Annotated in this window: 15 protein-coding genes; 3 read left to right on the top strand and 12 right to left on the bottom strand. The window is 74.5% G+C overall.

Annotation, left to right across the window (positions count from 1 at the left end):
- Positions 1-23 precede the first annotated feature (23 nt).
- From ACFQBR_RS19940 to ACFQBR_RS19920, 5 genes are all read right to left on the bottom strand, one after another.
- A complete protein-coding gene (locus tag ACFQBR_RS19940) occupies positions 24-461 on the bottom strand; it encodes a spore-associated protein (RefSeq protein WP_344185364.1) in 438 nt (145 codons plus the stop codon).
- Positions 458-2,668, bottom strand: a complete 2,211-nt coding sequence (locus ACFQBR_RS19935; protein ID WP_344185363.1) for a fibronectin type III domain-containing protein — start codon at positions 2,666-2,668, stop codon at positions 458-460. Before ACFQBR_RS19935 ends, ACFQBR_RS19940 begins: the two co-directional genes overlap by 4 nt.
- A 272-nt stretch (positions 2,669-2,940) precedes the next feature.
- Positions 2,941-4,446, bottom strand: a complete 1,506-nt coding sequence (locus ACFQBR_RS19930) for an outer membrane protein assembly factor BamB family protein (RefSeq protein ID WP_344185362.1) — start codon at positions 4,444-4,446, stop codon at positions 2,941-2,943.
- A gap of 116 nt (positions 4,447-4,562) precedes the next feature.
- Positions 4,563-5,183, bottom strand: a complete 621-nt coding sequence (locus ACFQBR_RS19925) for a YigZ family protein (protein ID WP_267947673.1) — start codon at positions 5,181-5,183, stop codon at positions 4,563-4,565.
- A 125-nt stretch (positions 5,184-5,308) separates the two neighbouring features.
- Positions 5,309-6,895, bottom strand: a complete 1,587-nt coding sequence (locus ACFQBR_RS19920) for an SLC13 family permease (RefSeq protein ID WP_344185361.1) — start codon at positions 6,893-6,895, stop codon at positions 5,309-5,311.
- A gap of 402 nt (positions 6,896-7,297) precedes the next feature.
- On the opposite strand from ACFQBR_RS19920, the gene ACFQBR_RS19915 reads away from it, so the two are divergent.
- Positions 7,298-7,915 (top strand): superoxide dismutase family protein, encoded by a 618-nt coding sequence (locus tag ACFQBR_RS19915; protein ID WP_344185360.1) that lies wholly within the window; start codon positions 7,298-7,300, stop codon positions 7,913-7,915.
- A 22-nt stretch (positions 7,916-7,937) separates the two neighbouring features.
- Here the strand turns inward: ACFQBR_RS19915 and ACFQBR_RS19910 are convergent, their stop codons facing one another.
- Positions 7,938-8,657, bottom strand: a complete 720-nt coding sequence (locus tag ACFQBR_RS19910) for a YidC/Oxa1 family membrane protein insertase (RefSeq protein WP_344185358.1) — start codon at positions 8,655-8,657, stop codon at positions 7,938-7,940.
- 111 nt (positions 8,658-8,768) lie between these two features.
- Positions 8,769-9,059, bottom strand: coding sequence for a DUF6412 domain-containing protein (locus ACFQBR_RS19905; RefSeq protein WP_344185357.1), 291 nt, complete (start codon positions 9,057-9,059; stop codon positions 8,769-8,771).
- Between the two features lie 225 nt (positions 9,060-9,284).
- On the opposite strand from ACFQBR_RS19905, the gene ACFQBR_RS19900 reads away from it, so the two are divergent.
- Positions 9,285-9,602: a hypothetical protein gene (locus ACFQBR_RS19900; RefSeq protein ID WP_344185356.1), complete on the top strand. Its 318-nt coding sequence runs from the start codon at positions 9,285-9,287 to the stop codon at positions 9,600-9,602.
- A gap of 91 nt (positions 9,603-9,693) precedes the next feature.
- On the opposite strand, the gene ACFQBR_RS19895 is transcribed toward ACFQBR_RS19900, so the two are convergent.
- The 4 genes from ACFQBR_RS19895 to ACFQBR_RS19880 form a co-directional block, all read right to left on the bottom strand.
- Positions 9,694-9,927: a helix-turn-helix domain-containing protein gene (locus ACFQBR_RS19895; RefSeq protein ID WP_344185355.1), complete on the bottom strand. Its 234-nt coding sequence runs from the start codon at positions 9,925-9,927 to the stop codon at positions 9,694-9,696.
- Entirely contained in the window at positions 9,927-10,424 is a 498-nt protein-coding gene (locus ACFQBR_RS19890; protein ID WP_344185354.1) for a DUF2975 domain-containing protein, read from the bottom strand. Before ACFQBR_RS19890 ends, ACFQBR_RS19895 begins: the two co-directional genes overlap by 1 nt.
- Before the next feature lie 349 nt (positions 10,425-10,773).
- Positions 10,774-11,715, bottom strand: coding sequence for a sugar kinase (locus ACFQBR_RS19885; protein ID WP_344184138.1), 942 nt, complete (start codon positions 11,713-11,715; stop codon positions 10,774-10,776).
- 50 nt (positions 11,716-11,765) lie between these two features.
- A complete protein-coding gene (locus tag ACFQBR_RS19880; RefSeq protein WP_344184135.1) occupies positions 11,766-13,364 on the bottom strand; it encodes an N-acyl-D-amino-acid deacylase family protein in 1,599 nt (532 codons plus the stop codon).
- A gap of 187 nt (positions 13,365-13,551) precedes the next feature.
- On the opposite strand from ACFQBR_RS19880, the gene ACFQBR_RS19875 reads away from it, so the two are divergent.
- Positions 13,552-13,932 (top strand): RidA family protein, encoded by a 381-nt coding sequence (locus ACFQBR_RS19875; RefSeq protein ID WP_267947664.1) that lies wholly within the window; start codon positions 13,552-13,554, stop codon positions 13,930-13,932.
- 123 nt (positions 13,933-14,055) lie between these two features.
- On the opposite strand, the gene ACFQBR_RS19870 is transcribed toward ACFQBR_RS19875, so the two are convergent.
- Positions 14,056-14,748, bottom strand: coding sequence for a class I SAM-dependent methyltransferase (locus tag ACFQBR_RS19870; protein WP_378554066.1), 693 nt, complete (start codon positions 14,746-14,748; stop codon positions 14,056-14,058).
- Positions 14,749-14,755 lie beyond the last annotated feature (7 nt).

The following is a 14,755-nucleotide window of genomic DNA, read 5'->3' as shown; positions in this document are numbered from 1 at the left end:
CCGCGGTCCGGGCCCCGGCCCTGTCAGGCGCCGCAGTTGGTTCCGAACCAGGTGTTCGACCGGTCCCCGGCGGCCCCCGACACGTCGACGCACACGTTCTTCGCCTGGACGATGGCTGCTCCGGAGGTCCCGTTACCCGTTTTCCAGTTCGCGCCGCCCGCGCCGTCCGAGCGCCTGAGCCCGACGTCCGCGTAGCCGCTGTTGCTGACGGTCACGGCGCAGTTGTACCCGGTCGCGCCCTCGTAGTAGAGGTAGACGTCGCCCTGCCCGTTGGGCAGGGGCTGGGGCCACCCCTCGGCGTTCTGTGTGTACTCCAGCGCGCCCTCGGGGGTGGCCGCGTTGCACAGCGCCATGGGGTCGGCCCCCTGGGCAGCGGTGGCCGAGGACATCACCAGGACCGCGGCGGCCACGACCGCCGCGCCCGCCCAGGTCCTGCGGGCCCGCTTCCGGCGGAGGCTCATCTGAACTCCTGTTCGCACCTGGACTGGCTGCTGGTACTCGAATCGGCTGCGGTCCCGTCCGCCCCCACGGCGACCACGGTGAAGGAGTAGCAGCGTCCCGTCCCCCCGCGCCCGAGGGTGTGGGAGAGCTGCCCGCCCCCGGCGGAGGACCCGGTCACCGTCACGGCCCCGAGCCCCCCGTCACCGCGCGGCGTGATCGTGTACTCGGCCGCGCCGTCGACCTGGGTCCAGGTCACGGTCACGTTGTCGCCGGAGACCGTGTGCGAGACGCCGGACGGGGCGCCCAGCCGCACCTCGGGCATCGTGAGCGGGGCGCTGTCGGTCGACCCCCCGCTCACCATGCCCTCCGTGCGGGCGGTGACCGTGAACGTGTAGGTCTCGCCGGGCGAGAGGCCCGCGACGTCCACGGACGTCTGGCCCGAGGTGCGGTCGCTGGGGTTTTCGCCGGATTCGGCCCTGGTGGCGACCAGGTAGTCGTTGGCGCCCTCGACCGCGCTCCAGGAGACGGTGGCCGTGCCGCTGCCCGACGCCGTGGCCGTCACGTCGGCCGGGGCGTCCGGGGCCTGCGGGCCCGGCACGATCTCGGAGGTCTGGGCGGCCGGGCCGGTGCCGTGGGAGTTCACCGCGCGGACCATGAACCGGTAGGTGGTTCCGTTGGCGAGGCCGGTCACCTCGGCCTCCAGCTCCTCCCCGCCGACGGTGACCCTGCCGCCCTCCCAGGTGATCCGGTACTCGTCCACGGGCGCGTCCGGCGAGTAGGCCTCGGGCCAGCTCAGGAACGCGGAGCCGTCCCCGGCGGTGACGGACACGGGCGTGGGCGCGCCGGGCGCCTCCCCGGCGTCGGGTTCCCCGTCCGGAGAGGGGTCCGGCTCGTCCGTCCCCGCGGGGGCGGGCTCCGACGCCGGCGCGGACGGCTCCTCGGAAGCCGGGGTCCCGGGGCCCGGGTCGGGGGCGGCGCCTCCGGTCTCCGGCTGCTCCCCCACGTTCCCGCCCGGCAGGGGCTGCGGTGCGGGGGCCCCGCCGTCCGCGTCGCCCGGACCGGGCGGCGGATCGGCCTTGTCGACGACGGTCGCCCCGCCGTCCGGGTCGACGATCGCGGCCACCCCGGTGTGGGGGGAGTTGATGTACAGGCGCCCCTCCCGTACCTCCAGCTCCAGGGGGCCCTCGGCCCCGGGCAGGGAGACGGGGTTGAGCTCGGCGCCCTGCGCGTCGAACACGCGGACCGTCCCCTCCTCGGGGAACGGCACGTAGACGCGGCCCTCGTAGGCGGTCGCCGTGCCCCCGCCGTCGCCCGCCGGGAAGTGCCCGATCCCGGCGGATCCGGCCGGGTCGGTGACGGTGAGGACCTCGCCGGTCCCGGGGAGCGTCACGGCGACGACGTCGCCGTGGGTGCGGACGGGCATCTCGGCGCCCTCCAGCTCCACGGGGACGTCCGTGACCACGGGGTCGCCGTCGCCGCGCACGGCCACCACCCGCCCGTCCCCGGGGTCGGTCACGAGGGCGCCGTCGTCGAGGACGGTCATGGCGATCCCGGTCCCGGGCTCCGCCACCGCCAGCGTCTCCGTGATGGCGGCGTCCTCGCCCTGGATCCGCACGCCGACGGCCGTGCCCTGCGTGGGCACGCCGAGCCAGAGGGTGTCGGAGTCGTCGAACGCGCCGCCGGTCAGGGGCGCCGGGACGTTGAGCGTGGCCCCGGTGGGTTGGAGGGTGGCCGGATCGACGGCCTTGACCTCGCCCGTGGCGCGGTCGATCACCGCCGCGGTCTCCTCCCCCAGGACGAGTCCGAAGTCGCCCCCGCTCCCGAGCTCCAGCACGCCGGAGTACCCCATGCGACGGAGGTCGACCGAGGTCACCTTGCCGGTGGCGGGGTCGTAGAGCAGGAGGTACTCGTCGTTCTGGACGACCTGGACGTCCACGCCGGCGGCCTCGGGCAGGGACGCCACGAGGTCGACCGCGGCGTTGTTCCCGTTGACCCGCACGGCCTCGCCGACGGGGCTCGTCCACAGCCAGACGGTGCCGTCGGACATCTCGTCGGCGCGTCCGACGGCGCCGGTCCCGAGGACGGAGCTGACGACGGCCGCCGCCAGGAGCGTGACGGTGATCCCGGAGGCGTGGGAGCGGGTGCGCTCGCCGGCCGCCCGCGCCCAGCGCCGCAGGAGGGCGGGGCGGGGAGCCGGCGGCGCCGGGTCGGAGGAGGGGTCCACCATGCTTGGCTCCCGTTTGCGAGTGGCTCACCATCCCGTCGGCCGGCGGGGCCGGAGGCGTCGACGGGGGATTCGGCGCGGTTCAGGGGCCGGGGAGGGGATGAAGGCACAGAATGTCTACCAGGGCACCGACAGCACAGTCAATGTCGTTCCGTGGTGTTCTGTACGGTCACCGGCGCCGGAGCCCCTCCCGGGCGCGCGCCCCCGGGACGCGCTCCTGCGGGCGGCCTCCTGCCGCACGCGCCCCTCCCCTCCGGCCGGAGCGCCCGGCCCGGTCAGCCCCCGTCGCCGGGGGACCCGGACGGGTCGCCGCCCCGCTCAGGGTCGTCCGCCGGCGCCTCCGAGGGGCCCTCCTCCGGCGGGGGGCCGTACACGAAGCGCTGCCGGTCGTGGACGAGGATCGCGTACCCGTCCTCGGTGACCGCCTCCACGTACGCCGACAGGTCGTCGCCCACCACGTCCATGGTGACGGCGTCGAGCACCAGCTGCTCGTCCGCGCCGGTGCTGCCCCGGGAGTCGCCGTAGACGAGGCCGTCGAAGGCGAAGGCGGGGGAGATCGATCCGGCCTCCTCCTCCAGCCCCCAGAGGACCTCTCCCCCGGCGAGGTCGACGGCGACCGTCGTGGCCTCCCCGCTCGCCTGGGGCAGCAGGAGGACGCCGGTGGAGGCGTCGTACAGGTTGCCGACGGTTCCGGCCGGGTCGAACGCGCCCGCGGTGGGGTTGGCGCCCGGCTCCTCCAGGGTCCACAGCAGGTCCCCGGTGGCGGGGTCGTGGGCGGAGAGCGTGGATGGGGCCTCGGGCTGGGCCCAGCGCAGGAGCACGACCGCCTCGTCCGCGCCGTCCCCCTCCCCCGCCTCCTCGTCCCCGGCCCCGTCCGCCCCGCCGTCCGCGGGGTCGGCCCCGCCGCCCTCCTCCGGGCCGGGCAGCGGGTAGACGCCCATCACCTGCGGCGGGAGGACGGGCCCGGAGGAGTCCAGGCCGGCGTCCTCCCCCTCGACCGTCCACAGCTCCTCGCCCGCCGTGGCGGCGGCCACGGAGCGCGCCTGGAGCGAGGGGCCGCCGGACGCGAGCACCACCATGTCGCCGCGGGCGGCCACGGGCACGCCCAGCACGGGTTCCCCCGCGCCACCGTCCCCGTCGGCGCCGTCCCCGCCCTCGGCGGACTCCTCCGACTCCTCCGGCTCCTCGGACTCCTCCGGTTCGGCGAACTCGTACGACCACAGCTCGCCGCCGTCGGCGTCGAGCAGCGTGAACTCCCCGTGGGGCTCCTCCGCGCTCCACCCCTCCGGGCGCCGCACCGCCAGTCCGTCGAGGTAGGCGTCGCCCTCCTCCTGCGGCTCCCACACCGGTTCGCCGCGGGAGTCCAGGACGAACGGGACCCCGTCGGCGCCCGCCATCGACAGGACCCGGGCGCCGTCGGCGGCGGAGTCGAAGCCGCGGAAGCGCGCCTCTCCCTCCCACAGGGTGTCGCCGGTCGCGGCGTCGTGCAGGAGGTGGCGGTCCTCGCCGCCGGAGCTGATGAGGAAGGACTCGCCGACCGGGCTGATCCGCACGCCGAGAGGGTCGTCGAGGATGTCGTGGGCCTGCGCGGAGTCGCCGTGCAGGTACCGCAGGACCTCGCCCTCCACCCCGGGCGGCGCCTCACCCGCGAACGAGGTCGGGAGCGGGGCGGGCTCGGCCTCGGGGGAGGGCGCGGGGGGTTCCGGGTCGCCGGTACAGCCGGCCGCCAGCAGCGCCGCGAGGCCGCAGGTGAGGGCCTGGGGCACCCGTGAGCTGCGCATGGACGGTTTCTCCCCGGGAACGACGACGTATACGGCAAATCCTAAGCTGCCCCGTCGTCCGCCGATACACGTGGACCGCCACTGTTACAGCCACGTGAACGTGGCGTCCGGCGGGATCAGGGCTCGACCTCGACGACGGTGGCGCCTCTCACCTCGAACTCGGCCCGGCCCCCGGTCATCTCGGCCAGGCGGAGCCCGAAGCCGTCCAGGTCGGACTCGGGGAGGGCCACCTCGATGCGGACCCGGTCCTCGTAGGCGACCCCGCGCACGGTCAGCGACGAGTCGCGCAGGTCGCTCTCCAGTCGTCCGCCGAGCACGTAGTCGGCGAACACGTCCACGAGGAGGAGGCGCCGGCGTTCCAGGACCCCCACCCGGTCCACCGCGGCGGACACGGCGCCGCCGTAGGCCCGGATGAGCCCCCCGGCGCCGAGCTTGGTCCCGCCGAAGTAGCGGGTGACCACGGCCACGGTGTCGGTGAGCCCGCGGTGGCGGAGCACCTCCAGCATGGGCACGCCCGCGGTGCCCGCGGGTTCGCCGTCGTCGCTGGAGCGCTGCACGCCGCCGTCCTCGCCGAGCACGTACGCGGTGCAGTTGTGGGAGGCGTTCCAGTGCTCCTTGCGCCGCTCGGCGATGAAGGCGCGGGCGGCGTCCTCGCCGTCCGCCCTGGCCAGGGCGCAGACGAACCGGGACCTCTTGATCTCCAGCTCGTGCTCGCCGCCGCGTCTGATCGTTCGCATGTCGCCTGTTCGGCAGGGGTCGTGGTCTGCGACCAGTGTCCCATCCCGCCGCGGCCCCGTCCGCCCGGAGGGCGGGGGCCGCGGCGGAGGCCGGGGTCCGGCCGCGCCGGGCCCCGGCGGCCCCGTCAGGCGCCGAAGACCCACATGACGGTCGTGTACATGCTCACGACGATCAGGATCAGCGCGATGAGGTTGAGCAGCGCACCGCCCTTCACCATCTGGCCGATCCGGATGTGGCCGGTGCCGAACACGATGGCGTTGGGCGGGGTGGCCACCGGCAGCATGAACGCCATGGACGCGGCGAGGGCGGCCGGGACGACCAGGGTCATGATGGGCAGGCCCAGTCCCAGCGCGACGCCGGCCATCACGGGGATGAAGATGGAGGCGGTGGCGGTGTTGCTCGTGAGTTCGGTGAGCAGCAGCACGACGGCGGCCACGATCAGCACGAACACCCAGCCGGGCACGTCACCGAGGTCCGCGACCAGGTCGCCGATCCACAGGCTCAGGCCGCTGGAGCCGAACTGGCCCGAGAGGCTGAGACCGCCCCCGAACAGCAGCAGCACGCCCCAGGGCAGCTTGCTCGCCTGTTCCCAGTCGATGGCGCGGACCCCTCGGGCCCCGTCCACGGGCACGATGAACAGCACGATGGCGGCGGCGATGGCGATCCCGCCGTCGGTGACGGAGGCGAGCCACGGCAGCGCGGCGCTCACCGCCGCGCTGTCCGCGAGGAACGGCACCGTGACCCAGGCGACGGCGGTGACGACGAACACGGCCAGCACGGTCCACTCGCCGCGCGACATGGGCCCCATCTCGCGCAGCTCCTGGCGGATGTGCTCCCTGGCCTCGCCCATGTCCCCGGCGGCCGGCGGGTAGACGACCTTGGTGAGCAGGAGCCAGCAGACGACGAGGAAGACGGCGGCGAGCGGCGCTCCGACCATCATCCACTGGCCGAAGCCGATGTGGATGTCGTGCTCCTGCGCCAGGTACCCGGCCATCAGGGCGTTGGGCGGGGTCCCGATCAGGGTGGCCACGGAGCCGATGGACGCGGCGTAGGCGATGCCGAGCATGAGCGCGGTGGCGAAGTTCGGGTCGGCCTTGCCGCCGCGCAGCTGGGCGACCAGGCCGATGACCGCGAGGCCGATGGGCAGCATCATCATGGCGGTCGCGGTGTTGGAGACCCACATGGTGATGAAGCCGGTGGCGAGCATGAACCCGCCGATGATGGTGACGGGTCCGCTGCCGACGGCGGCCACGATCGCCAGGGCCACGCGCCGGTGCAGGTTCCAGCGCTGCATGGCCAGGGCGATGATGAAACCGCCCATGAACAGGAAGATGATCTCGTTGGCGTAGGGGGCGGTGACGTCCCCCATCGGGACGCCGTCCAGGAGCACCGGGAAGAGGACGAGGGGGAGGAGCGCCGTGGCGGGGAGGGGCAGCGCCTCGCTCATCCACCAGACGGCCATGACGACGGCCACGGCGGCGACGATCGCGGCGTTGGAGGAGACCTCGCCCTCGGGGACCATCACGCCGTCGCCCCCGTCGACGGGGAGGGCGATGCCGGGCATGGCGAGGTAGGCGGCGAAGCCGAGGACGGGGCCCAGCAGGAGGCCGACGACCTTGCGGACGACGGTGCGCCGGCTGTCGGTCGTGTTCTCGTCGACGGTGGGGGATTCTGGCGACGTCCGGGGGGACGCGCCGGTTTCACTGCTCACAAATCAGTCCTCCGGTGATGGCTCTCATTGTGGCGACAGTCTCATACTGTCCGTTTCGGGACAAATGAACCCGTCTCCGACCTGCACCGGCGCACGCCGGGCGCGGCCCGTGGGCACCCCGATCCGCGGCGCACCGCCCCCGCGGGACGCCCGGCGCACCGGGGCGCACACCCCGGGAAGGCGCTCCTGGTTCCGCGGCGGCCTCCCGGCGGTACGATCCCCACTGTCAGGGGACCGGAAGGCGTCTCGACCTGGTGCGCGAGAACGGCCCCTCCCCCGCGGCCCTCACACCCAGGACGGCCTTCCCGCCTCCGACGCATCGCGTTCCGCACAGCTGGTCATACCTTTGTCACCTTGGGTAATGTTGCGGACGACCGTCGAGAACACACCGGGAGTTCCGTCATGCGCACGTCACCGCTCACCATCGGCCTGGCCCTGACCGCGATCCTCGCCACCGGGTGTGCGCAGGAGGAGTCCGGGACCAACGGCGGATCGGCCGGCTCGGAGCCGCCCGTCGCCCAGCCGACCGCCTCCCCCAGCGTGACCGCGTCCATCTTCATGCTGCCGGCCGAGGGGGTGGGGGCCGTCACCTACGACGAGACCGCCGTGCCCGAGGGGGCGACCTCCGACGTGCAGGTCCGCGTCCAGGACGGCCAGACGCACGTGCAGTTCACGGGCACCAGCCTGGAGGCCGACCGCGAGTTCGGCGCCCACGTGCACACCCGGCCCTGCGGCGAGCGGCCCGAGGACGCGGGCCCGCACTACCAGAACGAGCCCGACCCGGCGGCGACCGAGGACGAGCCCTCCTCCGACCCCGCCTACGCCAACCCCGAGAACGAGGTCTGGCTCGACTTCACCACCGACGAGGGCGGCAGCGCCCAGTCCACCGCCACCGTCGACTGGGAGTTCCGCGACGGGGAGGCCCGGTCCCTGGTCCTGCACGAGCAGCACACCATGACCGGGCACGGCGAGGCGGGCACCGCCGGGGACCGCCTCGCCTGCGTCACCGTCGAGTTCTGACCCGCGGGACGCGGGCCGGCCGTCAGTCCGGGAGCAGACGGCGCAGCAGGAGCCGCTCCCCCAGGGCCCACGCCGTGGAGGTCAGCAGGTAGAGGACCGCGGCGAGCGGCACGAACGCGGCGATCACGACGGTCGTGTACTGCATGTAGGTGAGCGGGCCGGTGATCTGCGGCATCCCGGGGTCGGCCGCCGCGTTCGCCCGCATCACGGGAAGCATGAGGTAGCGGCGGTTCGCCCACGCCACGAGCGCGATGAGACCGACCAGGACCGCGAACACCGGGGCCACCAGGAGCCCGTCGGCGCTCGACGCCATCGTCGCGCCCAGCCCGACGCCGCCGAACGTGTGCGCCAGCATCGGGTCCTCCGTTCCCCCCGCCCCGATGAACACCCCGTAGAGGGCGATGACCACGGGCATCTGGGCGAGGGCGGGCAGGCAGCCCGCGAACGGCGAGGTGCCCTCCTCGCCGTACACCCTGCGCTGCTCGGCGACGAGCCTCTCGGGGTCGTTCCGGTGCTTGGCGGTGATCTCCGCCAGGCGCGGGGCGATCCGCGCCCGCGTCTTCTCCGCGCGGACCTGCATCACCCCCAGCGGGACGAGCAGGAGGCGGACGACGACGGTCAGCGCCACCACCGCGAGCCCGGTGGCCAGGCCCCCGGTGAGCGGGGTGAGCAGGGTGGTGAACGTGGCGAGGATCGCCGAGAGCAGGGTCATGCCGGCCGCGATCGGCCCGAAGCTGTACAAGGTGGGTCGGCCCTTCGTCTGGGGTGGGAGACAGACGTCAGGCCGCTCGGACCGCGCCCGGGGGCGCGGGCACACGCGTGGAACGGTCGTCGTACGGGTGTGCCGTGACGGTCAGCGAGCGGCCGGAAGGGCCGCGCCGGGAGCCCTGGGACGGGGCCGACCGGCCGCGTCGGGGTCCCGGAAGGTGAGCACGGGAAGGCGTGCCGACCTGCGGCGCATCGCGTGCGCGGCGCCCGTGGCGGTGTCGCCGACGGGCCACAGCGCGGTGCCGTGGAGGACGAACAGGGCGATGGCCGCGCCGACGGCGGCGACCAGCAGCGCCAGGGAGCCGGGCGCGGGCAGGAGCTCGGAGGGCACGAAGCCGACCATGAGGAACTCGAAGAACGCGAGCAGGAGCCCCATACCGGCCTCCTTCCCCGTTTTCTCCGCACATGCCGGTCGGGACGCATCCTATCCGCGGCGGTACGGTCCGACAACGCCCCGGACCGGGCCCGAGAAATCCGCCGACACTCCGCCGGGGCTCCTCACCTTTCGCGGGGCCCTGTAGCTAAATGACACGGAGTAACCATCTCCGCACTCGCCAGGCGCCGTCGTGCCCGTGCGAACCCGGTCGAAAAGGGGAGTCCCGTGCCGATCCGCCCTGCGAACCTCGCCACCATGTCCGCCACCATCGCCGGAGCGATCGCCGGGCTGTCGAGCAGGGACGACCAGGTGCCCCCGGTCAGAGTCACCTTCGAGTCGGGCTACCAGCAGACCGTGGAGAACGGCGGGTGCCGCACCCTCAAGACGGGGCAGGGCGGCGTCACCGAGGTCTCGACCGAGGCGAAGGTCAAGTTCGCGCTGTTCTCGGGGACGAGCTGCCAGGGGAGCCGCGCCCTGGCCTCGGGCCACGGCACGGTCACCTTCGGCGACCCGGTCCTGGCCGGGGCGATCGTCATCGGCTGAGGACGCCGCGCCGGCGGCCGGCCGCCTCTCACAGGGCGGGTGGCGGGGGCCGCCCCGGAAGGGGGCGTCGCGGGGCCCGCGAAGGGCCCCGCTACCCCTGGCCCGCCTCCCGTTCCCCGTCGTCGGGCACCCAGCGCAGGACGTCGCCGGGCTGGCACTCCAGCGTGCGGCAGATCGCGTCGAGGGTGGTGAACCGCACCGCCTTGGCACGGCCGTTCTTCAGCACGGCGATGTTGGCCGGCGTGATCCCGACGGCCTCGGCGAACTCCCCGACCGACATGCCGCGCCGGACGAGCAGGAGGTCCAGGTCGACGACGATCCCCATCAGACCACCGCGGAGAGCTCGGTCCGCAGGTCCGTCGCCTTGCGCAGGAGGCCGCGCATGAGGACGAGCACCATCGAGAACACGGTGCCCGCGCACGTGGTCACGAACGCCGCGCCCAGGGCGGCGAACAGGTCCATGCCGTCGTCCGGCGAGGGGATCTCGGCCACGAACAGGTGCACGGTCACCCCCGCCGTGAGCAGCGTCGCCACCACGGTGGCCCCGATGACGACGTCCACCCGGACGAAGGCCCTCCCGTCGAAGATCGCGTCGCGCTCGACCATGCCCAGGAGGGTCCACACCGCGATGAGCGCGACCTGGACGCAGGCGACCCCGAGGATCGCCACCGTCACGTAGGGCACCTGGAGCGGTGCGTAGGGCGGGAAGTACGCGACCTCGTCGGCCGCCGCCCCGGGGATGACCACGAACTGTCCGAAGAGTCCGAGCAGGAGGACCATGGCGATCGCGGCGCGGAGGAGGAGGGTGAGATACCTGTGCATGTATCGATAATCGATTGTTTCCTATCGAAAGTCAATACCCGCTGTCGTCTCGGAGGCCCGTGAGCGGAAGCGCGGCCGCACCACCGGGCGTGTGTTCCCCAGGCCTCGGGACGGGGCGCCCCGGAACCGCGGACGCGGGGGGCGGCCGGCGGAGCCGGGGAGGCCCCGGGGCGTGTTCCGGGGGCGTGCCGGACCCGCGTCCGCCGGGCCGCCTCTCGCCGCACCGCCCGCGCCCGGACGGCCGGACCCGGGCCGGCCCTCGCCGCCCGCCCTGCGGGAGAGGGCCCGGCGACCGCTCCCGGCGACCGGCGCGAGCGCCGAGCCGCCGAAGGCGCCCGCGGAACACGCCCTAGTCCCCCGGGGCCCCCGCGGCGCGTCCGCGGATCCCCGCGAGGCCCTCGGGCAGGGTGTCCAGCGTGTCCCCGTGGGAGCGCAGGACCGCGCCGGCGACCGCGTGGCCGAGCCGCAGCCGCCGTTCGGCGGACAGCCCGTCGATCAGCCCGGACAGGAACCCGGCGGCGAAGGCGTCGCCCGCGCCGACCGCCTCCACCACCTCGACCTCCGGGGACGGCTCGAAGACCGCTCCCGTGCCCTCGAAACACGTCGCGCCGTGCTCCGCGTCCTTGACCACCAGCGTCCTGACCTCGGGCATCACCGCGCGCACGTCCTCGGCGGTCGGGGTGCCCCACAGCCGCTCGGCCTCGTCCCGGCCCACGAACACCACGTCCGCGCGGCGGGCGAGGTCGAGGAGCACGGGCGCGGCCACCCTCGCGGGCCACAGCGCGGGCCGGTGGTTGACGTCGAAGGACCTCAGCGCCCCGTCGCCCGCCCGCCGGTCCAGCAGGCGCTCGACCAGGGCCGAGGCGCGGGCGGACAGGGCCGGGGTGATGCCGGACAGGTGCACGATCCGCGCGCCCCGCGACCACACCCGGTCGGCGTCGGCGGCCGAGAGCGCGGACGCCGCCGACCCCGAGCGGTAGTAGAGGACCCCGGCGCCGCCGGGAGCCGTGTCCTTGACGTACAGGCCGGTGGGGAGCACGGGGTCCACGACGACCCCGCGCACGTCCACGCCCCACTGGGCCACGGCGTCGGTGACGATCCTGCCGAAGGGGTCGTCGCCGACCCTGCTCACCCAGGCGGACGCGTGCCCCAGCCTCGCCAGGGCGACGGCCACGTTGGACTCGGCGCCCCCGGTGCCGACATGGAGCCGGGTCCCGGCCGCGAGCGCCTCGGGCGAGGTGAGCACCGCCATGGTCTCGCCGACGCAGACCGCGTCGACCCCGCCCGCCACCGCTCCCGGCGCCCCTTCCGTCCCGTCCGCCTCCCGCGCGGTGTGCTCGCTCACCCCCGGTTCCTCCGGACGGACCTTCCGGGCAGGCGGTCGGTGCGGCGCCCGTCCCTGACGGTGAACTCCCCGGAGACCAGGACGTGGTGGATGCCCACCGGCGACCGCCGGGGCTCCTCGTAGGTGGCGAGGGCGTCCACGGTGTCGGGGTCGAACACGACCAGGTCGGCGACGGCCCCGGCCCGGATGACGCCCCGGTCGCTCAGCCCGAGTCTTCGGGCGGGCCTGGAGGTCAGGTGGTGGACGCACTCCTCCAGGGTGAGGACGCCGAGATCGCGCGCGTAGTGGCCGAGGTACCGGGGGAACGTGCCCCAGCCGCGCGGGTGCGGCTTGGCGCCGACGAGGATGCCGTCGCTCCCCCCGGTGTGGGAGCTGTGGCGCATGATGGTGCGGATGTTCTCCTCGTTGCCGACCTGGAGGAGGCAGCCGCTGCGCAGCCCGTCGGCGACGAGCAGGTCCATGTAGAGGTCGCCGGGCTGCTCCCCGCGCTCCTTGGCGAGGTCGGCGACGGACGACCCGACCGCCCACGACAGGGCGGGGTCCGCGACGCCGGTGACGACGATGGCCTCCCAGTCCATGGGGACGCCGTGGTTGCCGTCGGTCCCGTCGACCTCGATCTCGCGCAGGACGCGCGCGCGGGTCGGCGCGTCGCGCAGCCGGTCGAGGGTGGCGGCGGTGCCGCCGGTCTGCGCCCAGCTGGGCAGCGGGGCGCCGAGGTAGGTGGCGCTCGCGCGGTAGGGGTAGCTGTCCAGGGTGACGTCGAGCCCGTGGCGGATCGTGGCCTCGTCGATGGCGTCGAGGACCTCGGGCGCCCGGCCCCGGTTCTGCGGGAAGTTGACGTGGCAGTGCGCGAGGTGGAGGGCCACCTGGGCGCGGCGGGCCACGTCGAGGCACTCCCGGTAGGACTCCACGACCCTGGAGCCGTAGTTGCGGTGGTGGGGGCAGTAGTAGCCGCCCGCCGCCCTGACCGGGGCGAGCAGGGCGACGATCTCGTCGTCCGTGGCGTACATGCCGGGTGTGTAGGTGAGTCCGCTGGAGAGGCCGTGCGCGCCGTCCTCCATGCCGCGGGCGACGATCGCGCGCATGCGGTCGAGTTCGTCCGGGGTGGGCGGGCGGTCCTCCCCTCCGAGCACGGCCATGCGCACGTTGCCCTGGGGGACGAGGTAGGCGGCGTTGACGGGGGCCCCGGCGTCGACGCGGTCGAGGAACTCGCCGACGGTGCGCCAGGAGTGGTCGAGGTCGGGGGCGCCGTTCCATCCGGCGAGCTGGGCGCGGAGCTCGTCGGCGGTGTCGTCGGTGACGGGGGCGTAGCCGAGGCCGTCCTGGCCCAGGACCTCCAGCGTGACGCCCTGGAGCGTCTTGGCCTCGTGCGCGGGGTCGGCGAGGACGGCCAGGTCGGAGTGGGAGTGCATGTCGATGAACCCGGGGGCGACGGCGAGCCCGGTCACGTCCACGGCGGTCCCCCGGCCGCGGGCCCCGCCGGGCGGGGCGACGCGGGTGATGCGCCCGCCGCGCAGGACGAGGTCGGCCTGCCTGGACGGCCCTCCGGTGCCGTCGATGACCCGTCCGCCGGTGAGTACGGTCTCAGGCTGCACTGTTCCTCCGTTCGGGGGCCCGGCCCCTCCGGTCCGGCGTGCCGCCGGGCGGTGACCGGTGTGACCCAAGATACGCTGCCCCGAGGGCAATTGGTAACTTTGTTGCCAATAATTCTGCCGACGACCGCCTGCGATCCTGTACGAGCACCGGCGCGCGCACGCGCCACCCGACCAGAGGAGTTCCCCGATGTCCAAGAAGGCGATCCGTACCGACAAGGCCCCCGCTCCCGCCGGCGCGTACAGCCAGGGGGTCGTGGCGGGCGGGTTCCTGTACACGGCGGGCTTCGGTCCCCAGGACCCCGAGACCGGCCGGGTGGCGCCGACCGTGGGCGAGCAGACCGCCCAGGTCCTGGCCAACGTCTCCGCGGTCCTCGCCGAGCAGGGGCTGACCCTGGACGACGTCGTCAAGGCGACCGTCCACCTGGAGAACCTCAAGGCGGACTTCCCCGAGTTCAACGCCGTCTACGAGGAGCACTTCTCCGCCCCCTACCCCGTGCGCACGACCGTGGGCTCCGACCTGGCGAACATCCTCGTCGAGATCGACGTCGTCGCCAAGCTCCGCGACTGACCCGTCCCGCCGGGCCGCGCCGCCCCGCCCGGGGGCCGGCGCGGGCGGCGGAGGCCGACCGTGTCGAAGCGCACGGCCGGCCGCCGCCCGCGGGGCCGCGCCGCGGTGCGGCCCCGGGGCCTGTCAGGGCTCCCGGCGGGCCCGGAACACCAGGTCGTGGGTCGTGTAGGTCACGCCTTCGAGGGTCTGCTCCCCGCGGCGGGCCTCGTCGACCAGCACGGTCCACCCGCTCTCCGGCAGGGCCGCGGCCAGCTCGTCGCCGGTGTAGAACATCTCCTCGATGGGCGGGCGCGGGACACCGTCCTCCAGGTCGCGCGGGTGGTGCGCGACGATCAGGAGCTCTCCCCCCGGCACGACGGACGCGGCCAGACCCTCGACGAGACGGGAGCGCGCCTCCGGGGGCAGGTGCATGTACTGCGCCGACACCAGGTCGAACGCGTCGGCGGGCGGTGTCCACGCGGTGATGTCGGCCTGGCGCCAGGTGATCCTCCCGGCGATGTCCGGACCGTGCTCCGCCGCGTGGGCGGCGGCCCGCTCCAGCGCCACCTCCGAGATGTCGACCGCGGTCACCTCCCACCCGCGTCCGGCCAGCCAGGCGGCGTCCGCGCCCTCGCCGCTGCCGACGTCCAGCGCCCTTCCGGCCGCCAGCCCCTCCGCCTCCGCCACCAGGTGGCGGTTGGGGTTGCCGCTCCAGAGCGCGGGGGCCGCGGCGTACCGCTCGTCCCAGTCCTGCGCCGTCACCGGCACACTGGGCGCCCCCGTCCCGGTACCGTGCCCGTGCCCGTGCCCCGTGTGTTCGTGGTTCATGTCGACCACCTCCGCC

The organism is Nocardiopsis tropica, from assembly GCF_042660575.1.
Lineage (GTDB): Bacteria > Actinomycetota > Actinomycetes > Streptosporangiales > Streptosporangiaceae > Nocardiopsis > Nocardiopsis tropica.
This window is presented reverse-complemented; position numbering and strand designations above follow the sequence as displayed.